Source organism: Dankookia sp. GCM10030260, from assembly GCF_042666655.1.
Lineage (GTDB): Bacteria > Pseudomonadota > Alphaproteobacteria > Acetobacterales > Acetobacteraceae > Paracraurococcus.
The window spans coordinates 75,142-94,356 of record NZ_JBHTDE010000009.1; the positions used below are offsets into that span (position 1 = coordinate 75,142).

At 71.0% G+C, this 19,215-nt stretch carries 18 protein-coding genes, 1 tRNA gene and 1 pseudogene; 8 read left to right on the forward strand and 12 right to left on the reverse strand.

Annotation, left to right across the window (positions count from 1 at the left end; genetic code table 11):
• Both ACFQS7_RS22900 and ACFQS7_RS22905 read right to left on the reverse strand, forming a co-directional pair.
• Nucleotides 1–120 (reverse strand): annotated as a pseudogene (locus ACFQS7_RS22900) (hypothetical protein); the annotation flags it as partial.
• Nucleotides 117–341 carry a hypothetical protein gene (locus ACFQS7_RS22905; RefSeq protein WP_380069462.1) on the reverse strand — a complete coding sequence of 75 codons (225 nt, stop codon included), beginning with the start codon at nt 339–341 and terminating at the stop codon, nt 117–119. The pseudogene ACFQS7_RS22900 and the gene ACFQS7_RS22905, both read right to left, overlap by 4 nt.
• On the opposite strand from ACFQS7_RS22905, the gene ACFQS7_RS22910 reads away from it, so the two are divergent.
• Nucleotides 304–393, forward strand: a tRNA-Sec gene (locus ACFQS7_RS22910). The two genes, ACFQS7_RS22905 and ACFQS7_RS22910, sit on opposite strands and share 38 nt — an antisense overlap.
• On the opposite strand, the gene ACFQS7_RS22915 is transcribed toward ACFQS7_RS22910, so the two are convergent.
• From ACFQS7_RS22915 to selD, 7 genes are read right to left on the reverse strand one after another with little or no spacing between them, the layout of a single operon-like run.
• The gene (locus ACFQS7_RS22915) at nt 356–1,237 is read right to left on the reverse strand and encodes a formate/nitrite transporter family protein (protein ID WP_380069463.1); all 882 of its coding nucleotides are present in this window, start codon (nt 1,235–1,237) and stop codon (nt 356–358) included. The genes ACFQS7_RS22910 and ACFQS7_RS22915 overlap by 38 nt on opposite strands.
• Nucleotides 1,234–1,521 (reverse strand): hypothetical protein, encoded by a 288-nt coding sequence (locus tag ACFQS7_RS22920; protein WP_380069464.1) that lies wholly within the window; start codon nt 1,519–1,521, stop codon nt 1,234–1,236. The genes ACFQS7_RS22915 and ACFQS7_RS22920 overlap by 4 nt, the downstream gene beginning before the upstream one ends.
• Entirely contained in the window at nt 1,518–2,420 is a 903-nt protein-coding gene (nrfD, locus tag ACFQS7_RS22925) for an NrfD/PsrC family molybdoenzyme membrane anchor subunit (RefSeq protein ID WP_380069465.1), read from the reverse strand. The genes ACFQS7_RS22920 and nrfD overlap by 4 nt, the downstream gene beginning before the upstream one ends.
• Before the next feature lie 8 nt (nt 2,421–2,428).
• Nucleotides 2,429–3,337 carry a 4Fe-4S dicluster domain-containing protein gene (locus ACFQS7_RS22930; RefSeq protein WP_380069466.1) on the reverse strand — a complete coding sequence of 303 codons (909 nt, stop codon included), beginning with the start codon at nt 3,335–3,337 and terminating at the stop codon, nt 2,429–2,431.
• On the reverse strand, nt 3,334–6,525 hold the full coding sequence (locus ACFQS7_RS22935) for a molybdopterin-dependent oxidoreductase (protein ID WP_380069467.1): 3,192 nt from the start codon (nt 6,523–6,525) through the stop codon (nt 3,334–3,336). Before ACFQS7_RS22935 ends, ACFQS7_RS22930 begins: the two co-directional genes overlap by 4 nt.
• 13 nt (nt 6,526–6,538) lie before the next feature.
• On the reverse strand, nt 6,539–6,727 hold the full coding sequence (locus tag ACFQS7_RS22940) for a hypothetical protein (protein WP_380069468.1): 189 nt from the start codon (nt 6,725–6,727) through the stop codon (nt 6,539–6,541).
• A complete protein-coding gene (gene selD, locus ACFQS7_RS22945; RefSeq protein WP_380069469.1) occupies nt 6,690–8,918 on the reverse strand; it encodes a selenide, water dikinase SelD in 2,229 nt (742 codons plus the stop codon). Before selD ends, ACFQS7_RS22940 begins: the two co-directional genes overlap by 38 nt.
• A 243-nt stretch (nt 8,919–9,161) precedes the next feature.
• Here selD and ACFQS7_RS22950 point away from each other — a divergent pair, with 243 nt between their 5' ends.
• The 4 genes from ACFQS7_RS22950 to ACFQS7_RS22965 are packed head-to-tail and all read left to right on the forward strand — an operon-like array spanning nt 9,162 to nt 13,715.
• A complete protein-coding gene (locus ACFQS7_RS22950; protein WP_380069470.1) occupies nt 9,162–9,848 on the forward strand; it encodes a cytochrome c oxidase assembly protein in 687 nt (228 codons plus the stop codon).
• Nucleotides 9,845–10,813: a cytochrome c oxidase subunit II gene (coxB, locus tag ACFQS7_RS22955; protein ID WP_380069471.1), complete on the forward strand. Its 969-nt coding sequence runs from the start codon at nt 9,845–9,847 to the stop codon at nt 10,811–10,813. The genes ACFQS7_RS22950 and coxB overlap by 4 nt, the downstream gene beginning before the upstream one ends.
• Nucleotides 10,810–13,359: a cbb3-type cytochrome c oxidase subunit I gene (locus tag ACFQS7_RS22960; protein ID WP_380069472.1), complete on the forward strand. Its 2,550-nt coding sequence runs from the start codon at nt 10,810–10,812 to the stop codon at nt 13,357–13,359. Before coxB ends, ACFQS7_RS22960 begins: the two co-directional genes overlap by 4 nt.
• A complete protein-coding gene (locus ACFQS7_RS22965) occupies nt 13,356–13,715 on the forward strand; it encodes a hypothetical protein (RefSeq protein WP_380069473.1) in 360 nt (119 codons plus the stop codon). Before ACFQS7_RS22960 ends, ACFQS7_RS22965 begins: the two co-directional genes overlap by 4 nt.
• A 46-nt stretch (nt 13,716–13,761) precedes the next feature.
• Here the strand turns inward: ACFQS7_RS22965 and ACFQS7_RS22970 are convergent, their stop codons facing one another.
• Nucleotides 13,762–14,256 carry a c-type cytochrome gene (locus ACFQS7_RS22970; RefSeq protein ID WP_380069474.1) on the reverse strand — a complete coding sequence of 165 codons (495 nt, stop codon included), beginning with the start codon at nt 14,254–14,256 and terminating at the stop codon, nt 13,762–13,764.
• A 253-nt stretch (nt 14,257–14,509) separates the two neighbouring features.
• Nucleotides 14,510–14,647, reverse strand: a complete 138-nt coding sequence (locus ACFQS7_RS22975) for a hypothetical protein (RefSeq protein WP_380069475.1) — start codon at nt 14,645–14,647, stop codon at nt 14,510–14,512.
• A gap of 1,422 nt (nt 14,648–16,069) precedes the next feature.
• Here ACFQS7_RS22975 and ACFQS7_RS22980 point away from each other — a divergent pair.
• Entirely contained in the window at nt 16,070–17,044 is a 975-nt protein-coding gene (locus ACFQS7_RS22980; protein ID WP_380069476.1) for a CobW family GTP-binding protein, read from the forward strand.
• A complete protein-coding gene (locus ACFQS7_RS22985) occupies nt 17,041–18,078 on the forward strand; it encodes a WD40 repeat domain-containing protein (RefSeq protein ID WP_380069477.1) in 1,038 nt (345 codons plus the stop codon). Before ACFQS7_RS22980 ends, ACFQS7_RS22985 begins: the two co-directional genes overlap by 4 nt.
• Before the next feature lie 117 nt (nt 18,079–18,195).
• Here the strand turns inward: ACFQS7_RS22985 and ACFQS7_RS22990 are convergent, their stop codons facing one another.
• Nucleotides 18,196–18,504: a hypothetical protein gene (locus tag ACFQS7_RS22990; protein WP_380069478.1), complete on the reverse strand. Its 309-nt coding sequence runs from the start codon at nt 18,502–18,504 to the stop codon at nt 18,196–18,198.
• A gap of 169 nt (nt 18,505–18,673) precedes the next feature.
• Between ACFQS7_RS22990 and ACFQS7_RS22995 the strand changes: the two genes are divergently transcribed.
• Nucleotides 18,674–19,099 carry a DUF3775 domain-containing protein gene (locus ACFQS7_RS22995; protein WP_380069479.1) on the forward strand — a complete coding sequence of 142 codons (426 nt, stop codon included), beginning with the start codon at nt 18,674–18,676 and terminating at the stop codon, nt 19,097–19,099.
• Nucleotides 19,100–19,215 lie beyond the last annotated feature (116 nt).

The following is a 19,215-nucleotide window of genomic DNA, read 5'->3' on the forward strand; positions in this document are numbered from 1 at the left end:
GCCCAGCCGGCTCTCGATCTCGACGACCACGGCGGCGACGCGGCCCTCGGCATCGAGGATGGGATCATCGACCTCCCCGATCTCGATGTCATCCGCGCTGCAGACGTCCCGGTCGATCAGGCCTCGGCGCGCTGCTGGCCGGGCGTGGTCGCGGTCTGCGCCAAGGTCGGCGGGACGGCGATCCCGAGCACCAGGATGAAGGCCTGGGGGCGAAACTGCGCGTCGTCGTTTCCTCCTGCGATGAACCTGGCGGCATGGCGCGCCGCCGCTGCAACCAGCGGCCGCGCTGCCGGTTGCAGCAGCGGAGGCGACAGGGGCCTGGTGGCCCCCGCGGTCTTCAAAACCGTGGATCCGCTCAGCGCGGATGGTGGGTTCGATTCCCATCCGCCTCCGCCGGATCCCGCAGATAGGCGAACCAGTAGGCGCTGCCGACCAGCACGCCGCCGAGGATATTGCCCAGCGTGACCGGCACCAGGTTGGCGACGAAGCCGGCCAGCGTCAGGTCCGGGAAGGCGGCGGCGGTGATGCCGGCCCCGGTCCAGAATTCCGCCCCGGCCTGGTGCAGCACCAGCCAGCCCCAGGGGATCAGCATCATGTTGGCGACAGAATGCTGCAGCCCGAGCGCCACGAAGCCGGCGACCGGCAGGATGACGACCAGCACCTTGTCCGCCGCGCTGCGCGCGCCCCAGGCCAGCCAGACCGCCAGGCAGACCAGGATGTTGGCGAGGATGCCGCTGGCGAAGGCCCGGCCCGGCGGCAGCGCCGCCTTGTCCTGCGCGCCGGCCAGCGCCGCCGCGCCCACCGCGCCCTCCCCCGCCAGGTGCACGCCGCCGAGGAAGGCCAGCAGCGCCACCGCCACCGCCCCCACCAGGTTGGCAAGATAGACCAGGCCCAGCTTGGCAGCGATCGCGCGCATCCCGGCGCGCTCCTCGGCCCAGGCGACCAGCATCAGCGTATTGCCGGTGAACAGCTCCGCCCCGCCCACCAGCACCAGGACGAGGCCGAGCGAGAACGCCACGCCGGCCAGCACCTGCGCCGCGCCGAAGGGCAGCGTGCCCTCCGCGCCCGCCAGCGCCACGGTGGCGAATAGCCCGCCGAAGCCGATATAGGCGCCGGCCAGCAAGCCGAGCACCGTGACCACCGGCCAGTCGAGCCCAGCCTTCCTCGCCCCGGCCGCGCTGGCCTGGGAGGCGATGGCCTCTGGTGCCCGGGCCTCCGGGCTCGGCGGCTGCGTCATCCTTCGATCCCCTCCAGCAACAGCGCCCTGGCCCGTTCCAGCCGGCCGGCGCGGAAGCCGGCGACCGGCAGCGCGCCGGACCAGGTCAGGGCGAGCGCCGCGTTGACCCGGGCCAGGGTGGGCTCGACCGCTTCGCCGGCCCGGCGCCGGGCGGCGAGGCCGTCGCGCAGGGTGACCAGCGCCTCGAAGACCTGGCGCGCGCCGTCGAGGTCGCAGGGCGGCGCGGCGACGATCAGCCGGTCCAGCGCGGCGATGGCCCGGGCGGCGGAAGCTTCGGCACTCATCGCTGGGTGGCGCCGAAATAGTCGTGCGGCCGTTTGCTGCTGACATCGCCGGCGCGCAGCAGGGCATGGCGCAGCAGGGCGCTGCCGGCCAGCACGGCGAGCGAGCCGAGCACCGGGCTGCCCACCGCACGCGCGGCGACCGGCAGGGCCAGGCCCACCGCCTTGCCGCCGATGCGGTACTGCGAGGCCAGCGGTCCCTGCTCGAGCGGCCCGGCGACGCCGGCCTGCCGCCAGCGGGAGCCGGCCACCTCGCCGGCGAGGAATTCTGCGGCCAGCGCCAGGTTGCCGAACCGCTCCAGCCGCCGGGCACTGCCCGCTTCCCCGGCGCGGCGCTGCAGCAGCGCCAGGGCGGCGGCGGCGCCAGCCATCGAGGCAGCGCCGAATTGCGCGGCGAGCGGCGCCGGCGCCGAGGCCCATAAGGGGTTGCTCGTCGCCGAAAGCAGCGAGGCGGTATAGACCGCCATGCCCGCCCCAGCCGCTGCGGCTGGCGCCTGCGCCACGTCAGCCAGCCGCTTCGTCCGCGGCCAGCGTTCGCCCAGCACATCCCCCAGCGCGGTCGCCGCGCTGGCGATACCGAAGCCGGTCAGCAGCCAGGAGCCCCAGGACATCGGCGAGTCCGGCCGCAGGATCCGCAGCATGTTGTACCAGCGCTTCGGTGTCTTCAGGTGGCCGACCAGCACGGCGGGCCCGATGACGGAACCGGCCAGCGCCAGCAGCCGGGCGCGCCGCGCCAGCCCGTCGCGGTCGCCGGGATCGTTGCGCCGCGCCACCGCCGCCAGCACCTGCGCGCCGCCGGCGGTGCCCAGCACCGCGATATAGGTGGCGACCTTCCAGTCGAAGCCGGCCGGCTTCAGCGCGGGGCGGCCGTGATAGGTCTCGCCACGCCAGGGCTCTGCCATCGGCGCGCTCATCGCCGCCCGACCCCGAGGAACAGCGCCGCCACGGCCAGCCCTGCCACCGTCGCCAGGCCGGAGACGATGGAGGGCCGCGCCCGCCGGGCTGGCCGCACCGGTGCCGCCGGCAGGCCATGCACCTCGGGCCGCTCGGTCAGCAGGAAGAAGGCGTTGAGGCGCTTGAGGCCATGCGTCGCGCCCGGCGTGCCGGGGGCGCCATACAGGTAGGCGCGGTCCTGGCCCAACTCCTGCAGTTGCGCCACCCGTGCCTCGGCGCGCCCGATCAGTTCCTCGACCTCGCCGAACTGGATGCTGTCGGTCGGGCAGGACTTGGCACAGGCCGGCTCCATGCCGCCCTTCAGCCGGTCGTAGCAAAGCGTGCACTTGTGCGCCTTGCCATCCTCCTTCGCCAGCTCGACCACGCCGAAGGGGCAGGCCGGCACGCAATAGCCGCAGCCGTTGCAGATATCCTGCTGAACCACGACGGTGTCGAATTCGGTGCGGAACAGCGCGCCGGTCGGGCAGGCCTCCATGCAGGGCGCCGGGTCACAATGCTTGCAGACATCCGACAGCATCAGCCAGTTGGACTGGAAGGGCGGCATTGCGCCCGGGCGCTCACCCTGCGGTGCCAGCTTCTCCACGAAAGTCACGTGCCGCCAGGTATGCGCGCCGAGCGCGCCGGTATTGTCGTAGGACCGGCCGCTCAGCGTCATGCCGTCGGCCGGCAGGTTGTTCCATTCCTTGCAGGCCACCTCGCAGGCCTTGCAGCCGATGCAGAGCGTGGTGTCGGTGAAGAAGCCGTAGGCGCGGCCCGGCTCGATCCGCGTGCCGCAGGTGAGCTCGGCTTCCTGCGGCAGCGGGAGGCATGCCTCGGTGCCGTGCGGGCCGCGCGCCCGGTCATGCGAAAGCCCGCCATCCATCATGTGGTCTCCTGGCGGCGGGGAAGCCTGCCGCGGCGCAACGCGCAGGACAGCGACTTGTTCTCGTGCATGCCGGTGTTGGAATCGCCGATGATCGAGGTCAGCACATTGGCGATGTCGCCGGTGGCATAGCCGGCCCAGCCGTAATGCCAGGGCAGCGCGAGCTGGTACATTTCGCCGCCTTTGCCGTCGGGGAAGGGGCGCAGCCGGTCGGTGATCAATGCCTTGACCTCGATCTCGCCGCGCGGCGTCGACAGCACGACCCAGTCGAGGTCTCGCAGGCCCATGGCGCGTCCGAGCTCGGTCGGGATCTCGCAGAAGGCCTCCGGCTGCAACTCGGCGGTGGTCGGCACGATGCGGGTCGGCGTGCCGCCGGAATGGTGCTCGGTCAGCCGGAAGGTGGTGAGCGCATGCGGGAAACGCGGATCGCCGCTGGCCGCGAGCCGGTTGTCCGCCTGCTGCCATTGCTTGGCCGCCGGGCTGGCGGCGTTCTGCGGATGCAGTGGATTGCCCACTGGCGATTCCACCGGCTCGTAATGCTCGGGCAGCGGCCCGTCCTTGAGGCCGGAGGGTGCGAAGAGCGCCGCCCGGCCATCGGCCAGCATGATGAAGGGATCGGTGCCGGCATGGGCGTCCATGCCGCCTGGGGTCTTCGTCCAATCCGGCTGATAGTCCGGGCGCTTCTCCAGCGGGAAGTCCGGCACGTCGGGGCCGGTCCACTTCGCCTGCGCTTCGTCCCATTGGATCAGCGCCTTGCGCGCCGACCAGGGCTTGCCGGCAGGATCGGCCGAGGCGCGGTTGTTCAGCGTTCGTCGATTGGCCGGCCAGGCGAAGCCCCAGCCGAGATGCGTCCCCGGTCCCGCCCGGCCGTCCGGCACCCGGGCGCGCGACAGGTTGCGGCCTGCTTCGGGAAAGACGCCGGCATAGATCCAGGCGCCGGAGGCGGTGGAGCCGTCATCCTTCAGAGCCTGGAAGGAGGCGACGGGCTTGCCGTCGGCCAGGGTGCAGCCATTGATCTCCCGCAGCACCGCCTCGGCATCCGGCTCGTCATCGGCATCCACCGGGTAGTCCCAGGAAAGGTTGCGCAGCCCGGCATCCTCGCTGCGCGTGCTGCCGGCGTACAACGCCCGCAGCCGGCGGCCGAGGTCGTGGATGAACCAGAGCTCGGAAGTGCTGTCGCCCGGCGCCTCCACCACCTTGTCGTGCCATTGCACCAGGCGGTGGGTATTGGTGAAGCTGCCGGCCTTCTCCCCGCTGAGAGCGGCGGGCATCAGGAAGACCTCGGTGCCGATATCCTCCGGCCGCATCTCGCCGTCGCGCACCATATGGCCGTCGCGCCAGAAGGTGGCGGTCTCGGTCTCGGCGATGTCGCGCACCACCATCCAGTCGAGCCGCGCCAGGCCGCGCTGCACCAGCCTGGAATTGCTGCCGCCGACCACCGGGTTCTGGCCCATGACGAACAGCCCGCGCATGATGCCGTCACGCATGGCGAGGGTCATCGGCAGCTGGCTGTGGTCGCCGACGATGCGGGGCATCCAGTCATAGCCCCAGCCATTGGCGGCGCTCGCCTCACCCGCATACCAGGCGCGCAGCAGGCTGACGGCATAGGCGGGAAAATTCGCCCACCAGCCGGTCGGTGCCGTCTCCACCGTCAGGTATTCCGCCAGCGTGCCATGCGGGCGCAGCGCATGCGGTTGCGGCAGGTAGCCCGGCATCAGGTCATAGAGCGTGGCGATGTCGGTGGAGCCCTGGATCGAGGTATGCCCGCGCAGGGCCAGCATCCCCGCCCCGGGCCGCCCGACATTGCCCAGCAGCCCCTGCAGGATCGCCCCGGCGCGGATGATCTGCGCCCCTGTCGTATGGTGGTTCCAGCCGACGGCGTAGCAGATGACCCCGGTGCGCTCCCGCCCCGAATTGCGCGCCATGGCGTCGCAGACCTTGAGGAAGACGTCCTCGGGGCAGCCGGTGATCCGCGCCACCACCTCCGGCGTGTAGCGGGCGAAGTGGCGCCGCATGATCTGGTAGACGCAGTTCGGGTGCTGCAGGGTCTCGTCGCGCGGTGGCGGGCCCTCGCGCAGCTGCGCGACCCGCTCGGCAAAGTCGCCGCCGGTCTCCATCCAGGCCTCGGCCAGGGGCGAGGGCACGGTCAGGCCCTGGTACTGCCAGCTTGCCGGGTCATAGCGCCGTTCCCCGGCGTTCCAGCCGGAGAAGAGCCCATCGTCCTCGGGGCCTTCATAACCAGCCTCGATGATGGTCGAGAGGTTGGTGTAGGGCAGCGCCCAATCCCGGAACCAGAGGTCGTTCTCGAGCAGATGCCGGATGATGCCGCCGAGGAAGGCGATGTCGGTCCCGGCCCGCAGCGGCGCATAGAGGTCGCACAGCGCCGAGGTCCGGGTGAAGCGCGGATCGGCATGGATCAGGGTCGCCCCCCGCGCCTTGGCCTGGAGCGCGAAGCGGAAGGCGATGGGATGGTTCTCGGCCATGTTGGACCCCATCACGAGCACCACGTCGGCGCGTGCGAGATCCCACTGGGGCAGCGTCGCCGCGCCCCGGCCGAAGGCGGTACCCAGACTGGGTACCGAGTTGTTGTGTCAGACCCTGGCCTGGTTCTCGATGAAGACCATGCCCAAACCGGCGGAGAACAGCTTCTTGATGAGGTAATTCTCCTCATTGTCGAGCGTCGCGCCGCCGAGCGAACCGAGTGCCAGGGTGTGATTCAGCCTGGTGCCGTCCGGTGCGTCGCCGACGAAGCTGTCGTCACGCACCTGCTTCGTCAAATGAGCGATGCGGTCCATCGCCCAGTCGAGCGGCACCGCGCGCCATTCCCGCGCATGCGGTGCGCGGTGCAATACGCGATCGATGCGCTGCGGACTGGTCATCAGCCCGAGCGTCGCGGCGCCCTTGGGACAGAGCGTGCCCTGGTTGATCGGGCTGCGCGGGTCGCCTTCCACGGCGATGGGCCGGCCTTCCTTCGCATAGATCAGTTGGGCGCAGCCGACCGCGCAATAGGGGCAGATGGAGGTACCGACCCTATCCGCCTGGTCCGTGCGCGGCCGCAGGCCGCGCGAAGTCGCCGCCTCGGCCGCCGTACCGGCATGATCCTGCCCGGCAAGCTGGCGGGGCACCGACCATTCCTCGAGGAACTGACCGGCGCGGTGGGACAGGCTGCGGCGCAAGGGGGGGCGGGCCATACCGTCTCTCCGGTCAGTCGAGCAATTCGACACGGTGGGCGGTGCCACCGGTCAACCCCGGTGCGTCCCGCCAATCGACCAGCACCCGGCGGTGGGTCAGCGGCGGCAGGTCCTGCGGCTCAATCGCCGCCGAGGGGGCGAGCACCAGGGTCAAGCCACGGCCGTCATCCCGCAGCAGCCGGAAGCGGCTCTCCTGCACCATCAATACCCGGCCGCTCGTGCTTTCCATCCGGACCTGAACGCCGACGGCTTCGATCCGGTTGCAAGGCAATTTGCGCTGGCCCTGCGATGGTCCAGCCAATCAGTGTCGGACCCTCGCCTGCCGCTCGCAAAGCGGCCAGGCAGGCCGCAGCCTGCCTCGCCGGCACTCCGGCCAGCAGGCCGCCTGCGGTTTGAGGGTCCAGCAGCAAGGCAAGGCGCTCTGGCACGATGCCGTCGGCGTCCAGCAGGTGCGGGCCACAGGCCTCGGCATTCCCCGGATGCAGGGTGCTGGCGAAGCCGGCCGCCAGCGCTGCCAGTGCCCCGTCGAGTGCCGGCACCGCATCCGCATCCAGCAGGGCGCTGCAGCCGGAGGCCCGCAGCATCTCCAGCAGATGCCCCAGCAGGCCGAAGCCGGTGACATCAACCGCCGCCGTCGCGCCATGCGCCAGCAGGATGCGGGAAGCCGGGAAGGGGTCCCGCTGCATCGTCGCCAGCGCCGCCGCCCAATCCCGCCCCCGGCCGAAGCCGCGCATCCAGCCGGCCAGGATGGCGCCGGTGCCGAGCGGGCGGGTCAGGATCAGCGCCTCGCCGGGGCGGAGGCCGGAGCGGCGCAGCGCCAGTTCGGGTGCGACCTCGCCCGTCACCGCGAAGCCAAGCGAGGCCTCTGCGGCCTCGCCGCTATGGCCTCCGGCCAGCCGGGCGCCGGCAGGCTCCAGCGTCGATTGCGCACCGGCAAGCATGGCCAGCAGATCGGCTTCCAGCACCGGTTCGGCGGCTGGCGGCAGACCGGCGATCGCCAGGGCGGCGCGCGGCACGCCCCCCATGGCAGCGATGTCGCCCAGCGCATGCGACGCGGCGATGCGACCGAAGACCCAGGGGTCGTCGCAGGGGGCACGGAAATGATCGACCGATTGCACCAGGACCCGGCCCGGCGCCGGCGCGGCCAGCAGCGCGGCATCGTCCGGCGCCTCCAGCCCCAGCGGCACGCCCGTATCCGGCGAGTGTGGCAGTCGGGCCAGCACCCGGGCGAGCACCGCCGGCGGCACCTTGGCGCCGCAACCGGCGCAGCGCATGGCGGGCTGCGGCATGGCCCGCGCCATGAAGGGTGGCAGCCGGGCGAAGCTGGCCACCCAGTCACGGTCGATCCGGTCCTTCAGCCGCAGCGCCCAGCGCCCGGCGATGCCGAAGGGCCCCTTGGCGGCGATCGCCCGCTCGCCCGCCAGCAGCAGCGACAGGTGCCAGCGCTGCGGCCGGAAGGGGCGTGGCGCCTTCCCGGCAAGGACCCGACGAAGATTCTCAGCCAGCGGCACGCCCTGGCGCACGGCGTACACGCCGTTACGCGGCCGGGGATGCGGCAGCACCGCCCCGGCGTCGCCGGCGGCGAAGACGGCCGGGTCGCCGGTGCTCCGCAGGGTGGCATCGGCGGCCAACCAGCCGCCCTCCGCAAGGTCGAGTCCGGTTTCCGCCAGCCAGGCCGGCGCGACGGCCCCGGCGGCCCAGAGGGCGACGCCGAAGGGCAGGGTGCGGCCGCCCGCCAGGTGCAGGTGCTGCGGCTCGACCGCCACGGCTTCGCCTACCAGCGTCTCAATCCGGGCCGCTGCAAGCGCCCGGATGGCTGCCCGTCGCGCGCCGGCCGCCAGCCGGGGCAGTGGCCCGGTCGGGGCGAGCAGGGCGATGCGCGGCCCAGAGCCCAGCCGGGCACGGGCCGCCAGCGCCACCTCCACCCCCGCCGCGCCACCGCCGACCACCAGCAGGTCCTGTGGCGGGTCCGCCACCAGGGCAACCCAGACATCGAGGAAGCGGCCCAGCGGCTTCAATGGCAGTGCGTGCTCGGCGGCGCCGGGCACCAGGGCCGGCTCGGCGCCGATGGCCAGCGAGAGCAGGTCGTAGCGCAGCGGCGGCCTTTCGCCCGCCAACCGCAGCAGCCGCGCTGCCGGATCCAGCCCGACAGCCTGGCCCAGCACCAGCCGGGCGCCCGCCGCGCGGGCCAGCGCGGCGAGATCCACCCGGGCCGCGTCACGGCGGATGCGGCCGGCCATGACGCCGGGGACCATGCCGGAATAGGGCTGCTCCGGCTCCGGCACCAGGAAGGTCAGCCGTATCCTGGGTGGCAGGGGCCGCATGGCCAGGTGGCGCAGGGCGGCCAGATGCGCCGCACCGCTGCCCGCTAGCACGACCTCCCGCTCGATCATTCGTCATTCTCCCACGCAGCCGCTCCGGCTTGCACCGCGTTACAGCAAAGTCATCTCGGACGAACCCGCCCAAGACACTGAGGTGGCCGCCCGGCCGGATATCAGGGTGGTTCGGCCGGCACCGATGAAATCGAGCTGGGCGCAACGCCCGGGCAAGGAGAACGCCCAGGCAGGAAGAAGGGAAGTGGGATGGGCGCGTGGCCGGGAGATCCAGCTTGGCTGGCCTATTGCGGCGCACCGCCCGTGCCAGGCGGGACGGCCTGGAATTGGGATCCGCTGCTGGGTATCGCGCTGGTCACCGGGCTGGGACTGGCTTGGGGACGCATCGCGGACCGGCGCGCCCTGCTGGCCGGATGGGCCGTGCTGGCCCTGGCGCTGGTCTCGCCACTCTGCAGCCTGTCCGTCGCGCTGTTCTCCGCCCGGGTCGGGCAGCATCTGGTCATCCTGCTGGCGGCGGCACCGCTGCTGGCGCTCGGTCTCGCCCCACCGCGCCGGCCGACCACGGCGGGCGGCATCGCCGCGGCGGCGGGAGGCTTCGCGGTGCTGCTCTGGCTCTGGCACCTGCCCGGGCCCTATGTCGCGACCTTCCGCTCCGACCTCGCCTATTGGGCGATGCACCTCAGCCTGTTGGGTGCCGCCGTGTGGCTGTGGCGTGGCTTGCTGCTGGCGGCGGCGACACGGCCGGAGGCGGTGCTGCCGGCCGGCCTCGCCACCGCGGCGCAGATGGGAGCGCTCGGCGCTTTCCTGACCTTTGCGCCGCGGCCGATCTTTCCGCCACATGAGTTCACCACACTGGCCTGGGGCCTGACTCCGCTCGAGGACCAGCAACTCGGTGGGCTGCTGATGTGGGTGCCGGGCGGGCTGGCCTTCGCCGGGGTGGCGCTCGGCGCGCTGGTGGTGGCGATGCGGCGCGGGCGCTTCGCGGCGTGAGGCGGCTGGCCGTCCTCCTGCTGCTCGCCGGCTGTTCCGGCGAGCAAACGCCGCTCGACCCCTGGGGGCCGCAGGCTGGGCACATTGCCGAGCTGACCTGGGTGCTGTTCCTCGGCGGCACGGCGATCTTCCTGCTGACCATGGGGTTCCTGGCCGCCGCGCTGCTGGCGCCAGGGAAGCTGCGCCGGGCCATGGGCTCGCGCCGCTTCGTCATCGGCGGCGGCATTATCTTCCCCACCGTCACCTTGGCAGCGCTGCTGCTCTATTCCCTCGGCATCTCCCGCGCCCTGACCCTGCCAGGCGGCGAGGCGCCGCTGCGCGTCGAGATCATCGGCCGGCAATACTGGTGGGAGGTGCGCTACCCCGATCTCGGCGAGGGCGCCGTCACCGCCAACGAGCTGCATCTGCCGGTGGGGCGGGAGGTGGAGCTGCAGCTCAGCTCCGGCGACGTGATCCATAGCGTCTGGATCCCCAACCTGCACGGCAAGATGGACATGATCCCCGGCCGGGTGAACCGCCAGCGGTTGCGGGTGGACCGTACCGGCGTGCTGCGCGGGCAATGCACCGAGTTCTGCGGCGTGCAGCATACTTTCATGGCCTTCGCGGTGGTGGCGCACGAGCCTGACGCCTTTGCCGCCTGGGTCGCCCGCCAGCGGGCCCCGGTGCCGCCGCCGGCGACGGCGGCCCAGGCGGAGGGCATGCGCATCTTCGGCGAGGCCGGCTGCGGCGCCTGCCATGCGGTGCGCGGCACGGAATGGCAGGGGCGGCTGGCGCCCGACCTGTCGCGCATCGGCGCGCGCCTGACGCTCGGCGCCGGGATGCTGGAGAACCACCGCGGCAACCTCACCGGCTGGATCGCGGGTACGCAGGACATCAAGCCTGGCAACGCCATGCCCCCCTATGGCCGGGCGCTGGAAGGTGCGGCGCTGCTGGCGCTGGCGGATTGGCTGGAGGCGCTGCGATGAGCCCGCCTGAGGGCACCGCCGCGCCAGGCATCGACGCGCTGCCCAACCCCTTGCCGCGCCCGCCGGACGAGCTCGGCCGGCTGCGCGCCGCCTGGGAGCGGCCGCGCGGCTGGCGCGCCCTCGGCGAGGTCAACAACAACCTGATCGGCCCTCTGTTCGTCGCCACCGCCCTGCTGTTTCTGACGCTGGCTGGGCTTCTCGGCGTGCTGATCCGGGCGCAGCTGGCGATGCCGGGCCTCACCCTCATCGACGCCGCGACCTACAATCAGGTCTTCACCATGCATGGCACGGTGATGATGTTCCTGTTTGCCGTGCCGGCGGTGGAGGCGGTGGGCATCACCTTGCTGCCGGCCATGCTCGGCGCGCGCGAGCTGCCGACGCCGCGGCTGGGTGCCTATGCCTATTGGATCTACCTGATCGGCGGGCTGGCCTTTTTCTCCTCGCTGTTCTTCGGGGTGGCGCCCGATGGCGGCTGGTTCATGTACCCGCCGCTGACCGGCAAGGCCTATTCGCCCGGCATCAATACCGACATGTACCTGCTGGGCATCGGCTTCATCGAGATCTCGGCCATCGCCGGGGCCATTGAGCTCATTGTGGGCATCCTGCGCTGCCGCGCGCCGGGCATGACGCTCGGGCGCATGCCGATCTTCGCCTGGGCCATGCTGGTCTTTGCCGCCATGGTGGTCTTCGCCTTCCCGGCGGTGATCGTCGCCAGCACCCTGCTGGAGCTGGAGCGCGCCTTCGACTGGCCGTTCTTCCTGCCGGAGCGCGGCGGCGACCCGCTGCTGTGGCAGCACCTCTTCTGGTTCTTCGGCCATCCGGAAGTCTATGTCATCTTCCTGCCGGCAGCCGGCATGGTCTCGATGATCGTCCCGGCCATGGCGGGCACCGCGCTGCTGGCGCATGGGCTGGTGGTGACGGCGCTGGTGGGCACCGCCTTCCTGAGTTTCGGCCTGTGGGTGCACCACATGTACACCACCGGCATCCCGGGTCTGAGCTTGGCCTATTTCTCGGCGGCCGGCTTCGCCGTCTCGGTGCCCTCCGGCCTGCAGGTCTTCGCCTGGATCGGCACCTTCGCCGCGGGTGGCAAGGTGCGCGTCGCCACGCCGACGCTCTTCGTCTTCGGCTTCCTCTTCATCTTCGTGCTCGGCGGGCTGACCGGGGTGATGGTCTCCGCCACCCCCTTCGACTGGCAGGCGCACGACACCTACTTCATCGTCGCCCACCTGCACTACGTGCTGATCGGCGGCATGGTCTTCCCGTTGCTGGCGGCGCTGTATTACTGGGCGCCGGCGATCGGTCGGCCGCTGTCGGAGCGCCTGGGGAAGTGGGCCTTCTGGCTGCTCTTCCTCGGCACCAACCTGACATTCTTCCCGATGCATTTCGCCGGCTTCATGGGCATGCCGCGGCGGATCTACACCTATCCCGCCGGCATGGGACTCGAGCTCTGGAACGCACTCTCCTCGGCCGGGGCGGCGATGGTACTGGTAGGCGGCCTGGTGCTGTTGACCGATATCGCCCGCAACTTCCGGCTGACCCGGGGCAGCGACCATTCCCCGTGGAATGCCGGGACGACGGAGTGGCTGCCGGGCGAGGATTTCGGCCTGCGCAGCATCCCCCAGATCACCGGCCGCTACCCGCTCTGGGACAATCCGCGGCTGGGGACGGAGGTTGCGGCTGGCCGCCACTTCCTGCCCGGCACGCTGACCGGCCGGCGGGAGGCGCTGGTCACCAGCCCGGCCGAAGCGCTGCCGCAATATGTCGCCGTCATCCCCGGCCCAGGCTTCGCGCATCTGGTGGCGGCCTTGGGCACCGCCGGGTTCTTCCTCTCGCTCGCGGTCTCGGCGGTAGTGCCGGCGGCGGGCTTCGGCCTGGTGGCCCTGGCCGGCTTCCTCCGCTGGCTCTGGACCGGGACCGATTTCGGTCCGCTGCCGGCACGCCAGGGCGGCATCGGCGCGGGGCTGGATTTGCCGAACTACGTCACCGGTCCGCTCGCCACCTCCTGGTGGGCCATGGTCTGCCTGATGCTGGTGAGCGGCACGGCCTATACCTGCACCATGGGCAGCTACCTCTTCCTTTGGCTGGTGAATGGCGACGCGATGTGGCCACCCGCCGGGATGGAGCGGCCTCGGCTCGGTTGGGGCGCCGCCGCGCTGGCCGGCTATCTGGCGAGCGCCGGCCTGGTGCTGCTGGCCTCCCGCGCGCTGCGTCGGTGGGATGGGTTGCCCGGCCTGCTGATGCCGGCGGCTCTCCTGCTGCTGCTGGGCGGCTTCGCGGCGGATCTCCTGGCGCTGTGGCAGGCAGGGCTTCGGCCCAGCCTGCACCCGCATGGCGCCGCGTCCTATGCACTGCTGGTGTGGCAGGGGCTGCATGTGTCCGTGGCGTTCATCATGGCCTTCTATGTCGCGGCGCGTGCCTGGGCCGGCATGCTGGATGGCACGCGCCGACTGAGCTTCGACATCGTCATGCTGTTCTGGCTCTACACCTCCGGGCAGGGGGTTGTCGGGCTGTTGCTGCTGCATGGCTTCCCGCGGCTGCTGGCATGACGGCGCGGCCGGTCTTCGGCGTGCTACTCTCGGTCGCCGGGCTGGTGGTCTGGGCCGGGCATTTCACCGCCGTCTATGCGGTCAGTGCCCTGGCCTGCGAACGGGGGCTGGTGGCCGACAGTCTGCTCGGCCTGCCCCTGGTGCCGGCGCTGGTCGGGTTGGCCACCCTGCTGGCGCTGGCCCTGCTGGCCCTGGTGCTGCGCCCGGCCCTGGCCGACCCCGAAATGGCCTTGACCGAGGGCGGCGAGGCGGAGCCGCGCTTCACCCGCTGGTTTGCCGCCAGCACCGCCGTGCTGGCGGCGCTGGCGGTGGTGTTCCAGGCAGTGCCGGCGCTGCTGCTGTCGGGCTGCGGCTGACTGGGTCCCGGCTTGACGGGTGCGGGCCGTCAGGCAGGGTACCGGCTCAAGCCCGCGGGCGGATCCGCGGCATCTCGCGCGGCCCGCCTTCATTTGGGCCAAGCGGCAACCCGGCCGGCACCGGCGGCAGGCGCCCGGCGCCGAGGGTGAAGAGGTAGGCCGCCGCATCGCGCGCCTCTGCCTCGCTCAGACCCAGTGCCGGCATGGCGGAACCGGGCGAGATCGCCTGCGGGTCGCGCAGCCAAGCGGTCAGGTTCTCCGGCGTATTCGGCAAACGGCCGCCAACATAGCCGCGCCGCGACCATTCCATGAGAGGCGGCCCGACCCAGGCGACGGCGCCGCGCACCCCAGGAATGACATGGCAGGCGCCACAGCCCGCGGCGAGGATCACCGCCGGGCCGCGGCCCGGATCGCCACCCACAACCTGCAGGGCGGCGGGTTCCTCGGCCTCGCAGCCGGTGGCGAGAAGCAGGATGAGGCTCAGACCGAATTGCCTTCGGCTCAGGCCAGGAAAGCCCGTGGCGGGAAATCGTTTAGTCACGGCATGGCCCCTGCGGCGCGCGCAGGGCAACGCTACGCAACCACACCGGGTTGCCCGGCGCGCGGCGAGGAGCTTCGGTGACGGGGCCCCTCCCTTCCATGACGGCGGCCTTGGAAGCCGCCGCCGGCTCGACATCGCCCCAGCGATTGAGCTTGCGGAACACCGGGCCGAAGCGGCAGCTGCTCGCGTCCAGCCAGGCTTCCAGCGCATGGACCAGACAGGTCTCAGGCTCGCTTCCGAGGGAAATGCCGGACTAGGCGTCCTGCCCTGCCGTGTCGGCCTTGCCACGGAGGATCTGAAGCCGGATGCCGTCGGGGGTGAAGCTGACATGCTCGCGCTCGATGGCCACCGGTTCGGCCCGGCGCAGCACGCCGGCATAGCCGGGCAGCAACTGTTTGGGGTGGAAGCCTTGACGTCATCTAACGGACGCCAAGAGGCGGCGGGGACAGAGGCCGGCGCGCGGAGCCATAGGCGGAGCGCGGCCACCGCCTCGAGCTTGAGCGTTTCCGGAAAGGATGGCCGCTGTCTATTGCCCTCCGCCATCGACACCTCTCGGACCCTCCAGCCTATCCGGGGTGTCCGTGGGAGCGAGACAGGACCAGTCTCGAGTTTGGCCTAACCGTGTACGGCTCAGCCCTGACATAGGGGCAGCGGTGTCCCATTCGATTTGCAAAGCGCTCTAACCTTCACCCTCCCGCGCCGCGCACCGAATGTCGGCAGATGCGCTCGTGTGAAACACCGGTGCCACCAAGCGTGCTCTTCGCGCATGCATGTGTCAGCAAATGCGCTCCTCGGAGCAGTCACTGTCACGAACCGCCCCCCCCGCGTCCACAGGCGGCGACGCGTGTCGCAGGCGAAAGATCGTGCCGAAGCGCCTGACCGCCTTGAATCCTGCTTCTCGGACGCGTGGGTCTTCCACTACCTCCCGCTTCGCCAGACTGTCGGCCGATGCAGTCCAGGGCGTCGGCTAACCCTATCCGCGCTTCCATCCTCAACGTGGCCAGCAGCTTCGATGACATAGCGAGGCTTGTGGCTGGACGAGGCGGTGCAAGCGGTCGCCGAAAACGGGGACCTCGCCCTCAAGATCCTGACCGGGCCATGTCGGCCCAGCGTCTCGCCGGTCATGCGGCTGGAACTTCGGCGCGTCCTGGCAGAGGTTCGCTGCCCCGTCGGTACTGCGTCCCGGAGCGCCGCCGCAGGCGATCGTGGCTGCGCTTCATGCCACATTCCGGGGGCTGCGCGCGGTGCCGCAGTGTCAGAATACGCGCTCAAGTTGTGCATTCATGTCATCCTATGCGCCCCATGCGCGTGCCGGCGGCAGCCTCTGCACGCGCGGACGGCTGCGATGTCAGCACTCGAAACCACGATCGGCGGCCATCGGGGACGGGCCGCCCGCCTGCGCCAGCACGTCGGCACCATCGACCGATTTGCCTACTCGGGGCGCTGGCACATTGGCACGGCGGAGACCGGGCGGAGGCGCACACCAGGCGGATAAGGTGAAGCTGGCCCCCGCCGACCTGTGTCATGAAATGCGCTTCAGTGGAGGCCCAGTGTCGATAGGCGCACCCGGCATGTCATCGTTTGCGCTCGGCCAGGTCTAGGCGTTTCGCGGGCTTGAGTGCCATCAGGGTGTCAGCTTAGGGGCAGCCGACACGGCCGCGGCGGCTTGGCCCTTGGCACTTCGGCGGATCGCTCCGCCGGGGTGTTTTCGTCTGCGGCCGGGGCCGCCCCGCGGCCACCCCCTTTGCCCCCCGGCGCCGGCCGCCCCATATTCCACCCCAATCCTTCCCCGCCCTGCGGAGCCCCCTTCCCCATGTCCGAAACCGCACCCGTCCCCGTCACCGTGCTGACCGGCTATCTCGGCGCCGGCAAGACCACGTTGCTCAACCGCATCCTCAGCGAGAACCACGGCAAGAAGTACGCCGTGGTGATCAACGAATTCGGCGAGCTCGGCGTCGACAACGACCTCGTCGTCGATACCGACGAGGAAGTCTTCGAGATGAACAACGGCTGCATCTGCTGCACCGTGCGCGGCGACCTGATCCGCATCATCGGCGGGTTGATGAAGCGCCGCGGCAAATTCGACGGCATCATCGTGGAAACCACCGGCCTCGCCGACCCCGCCCCGGTCGCCCAGACCTTCTTCGCCGACGAGGACGTCAAGCGCGCGACGCGGCTGGATGCCATCGTCACCCTGGTCGACGCCAAGAACCTGCCGGCCCGCCTGGCCGACAGCAAGGAGGCGGTGGAGCAGATCGCCTTCGCCGACATCATCGTCCTGAACAAAATGGACCTAGTCTCGGAGGCCGAGGCGGTCGAGGTCGAGCGCCGCATCCGCGCCATCAACCCCTATGCCGAGATCCGCCGCAGCACCAAGTCCGACGTGCCGATCTCGACGGTGATCGGGCGGGAGGCCTTCGACCTGAAGCGCATCCTGGAGCGCGAGCCCGAATTCCTGTCCGGCGAGGACCACCACGAGCACGACGGCGACATCCTGTCGGTGTCCTTCGAGGTTACCCGCCCGGTGGACCCGGAGAAGTTCAACGCCTGGATGACCCAGCTGCTGGCAGCGAAGGGCCAGGACCTGCTGCGCACCAAGGGCATCCTCTACTACGCCGGCGACGACCGCCGCTTCGCCTTCCAGGCGGTGCACATGATCGCCGACGGCGACTTCATCGGCCCGGTGAAGGATGGCGACCCGCGCCGGTCGAAGATCGTCTTCATCGGCCGCGACCTGAACCGCCCGCAGCTCCGCCGCGGCTTTGAGAGCTGCCAGGTGGAGGCATGAGCGAGACCGCCGCCGCAGACTTCCTGCTCGATACGCGGGGCACCAGCCGGGAGCTCGGCGCCTGGGTGGTCGGCCTCGCCTTCGGACGCGACGGCAGCCTGGGCCTCGGCCTGGGCGACGGCAGCGTGCACATCGCCCAGCCGCGCAACCCCGACGCCGCCTGGACCAGCGCGGCGGCGCATGACGGCGCGGTGCTGTCCTTCTGCGCCGATGCCAGGGACGGATTCCTGTCGGGCGGCGACGACGGCCGGCTGGTCCGCACCGCACCCGACGCCGCCACCACCGAACTCGCCCGACTCGGCGCGATGAAATGGGTCGAGCACGTCGCGGCGCACGAATCGGGTCTCCGTGCCGCCTCGGTCGGCAAGCAGCTGTATTTGTTCGACGCCAAGGGGGAGAAGGCGAAGATCCTGCCGCACCCTTCGGCCGTCGGCGGCATCGCCTTCGATGCCAAGGGCAAGCGGGTCGCCGCCAGCCACTACAACGGCGCGTCGCTGTGGTTCGTGGCCAGCAAGGAGGACAAGCCGCGGGTGCTGGAATGGAAGGGCAGCCACGCCGCCATCGCCATCAGCCCGGACGGTACCCATGTGGTAACAGCGATGCAGGAGAACGCCCTGCATGGCTGGCGCCTGGCGGATGGCCAGCACATGCGGATGTCGGGCTACCCGTCGAAGACCCATTTCCTGTCCTTCACCGCCCGCGGCAAGTGGCTGGCGACCAGCGGCGCCGATGCCGTGGTGGTCTGGCCCTTCTTCGGCGGCGGCCCGATGGGCAAGGCGCCGACCGAACTGGCCGGCGGCGACGGCGTGCTGGTCAGCGCCGTCGCCTGCCACCCGCAGCACGAGGTGGTCGCGGCCGGCTTCGCCGACGGGCTGGTGCTGCTGGCCGAGATCGCCTCCGGCAAGGTCGTGCCGGTCGCCGCCCCCGGCCATGGCAGCATCTCGGCGCTCGGCTGGAACGCCACCGGGACCCACCTTGCCTTCGGGACGGAAACCGGCTTCGCCGGCCTGGTCGACCTTTCGAAGAAGGGCTGAGCCCGGGCCGGTCCCCGGCAGGCTTTCGTCGACCGGGCCACCCTTCGCGCGGCGGCGTCGCGTGATGGAAATGCCGGCCTGGCGACTTTTCCGCCTGCGGACTCCGGGGAATTTCGCCTAGCCGCGCCGCAGCGGGCCCACCGCCCGCCAACCCTGCCCGGCCGGCCGCGGCCGGGGGGTGGCGCAGGTGTAGAAGGCATGCATGGCCATCGCCGGCGGCTCTTCCACCTCGGGGGGCGGCGGCCGCCGCGGCTTCGCCCGTGCCACCGGCATCCCGATGGCCGGACCGCAGCCCGCCATGCGCATCAGCGGCGTCGCCACCGCAAGCCCGGCCGCCGCCGGGCCGGGCATGGCCGATCCCAGGATCAGCAACCCGATGGCGACGCAGCACCGTCCCGGCCTGCCACCCGTGCGGATCCTCTGCATGACTTACCGGCCCTTGCTGGGCGTCCGTCCCGACGCGATTCGGCTGGTCCGCCAACGCCGGGCTCCGCCATGCTGTTCCCGCTGGAAGATTCCCGGCCCGGCGGGGAACCGGCATGCAACCGGAGCGGCCTTCGCGGCCTTACCCGGCTTTCCTGGGGATGACGCAGTGATGGCACGCACACCCGATGACGACGACGACGTGGATCTCGGTATCAGCCTGGAAACGGTGGCGACCGTGGTCGACCACGTCCGCGCCCTGCAGGTGACCGAGGAGACCGACCCCGACCAGCTCTCCGAGGATGACAACAGCGAGGCGGCGCTGCTGCAGGAGAATCCGGACGACATGACGGAGGACAGCCTCCGCGAGTTCATCGACGGGCTGAACGACGACGAGCAGGCGGCGCTCATTGCCCTCGTCTGGGTCGGCCGCGGCGACTATGGCCCGGAGGAATGGGAGGAGGCGCTGCGCCTGGCCGTCGAGCGCAACGCGACCGGGGATGCCGGTGGCTACCTGCTGGGCATGGACATGGCAGGTGACCTGCTGGCGGAAGGCGTCGCCGCCTTCGGCCTGTCGATCGAGGACATCGAACGCTGAACCATCCCTGCACGGGGCGGGCGTGAACCGGGCAACGACACCGGCCAGGCGCAGAACCACACGACGCGAATTACGAAGCTTCAATTATTCCCATAGACTTCGTTGCAGTGTATTTT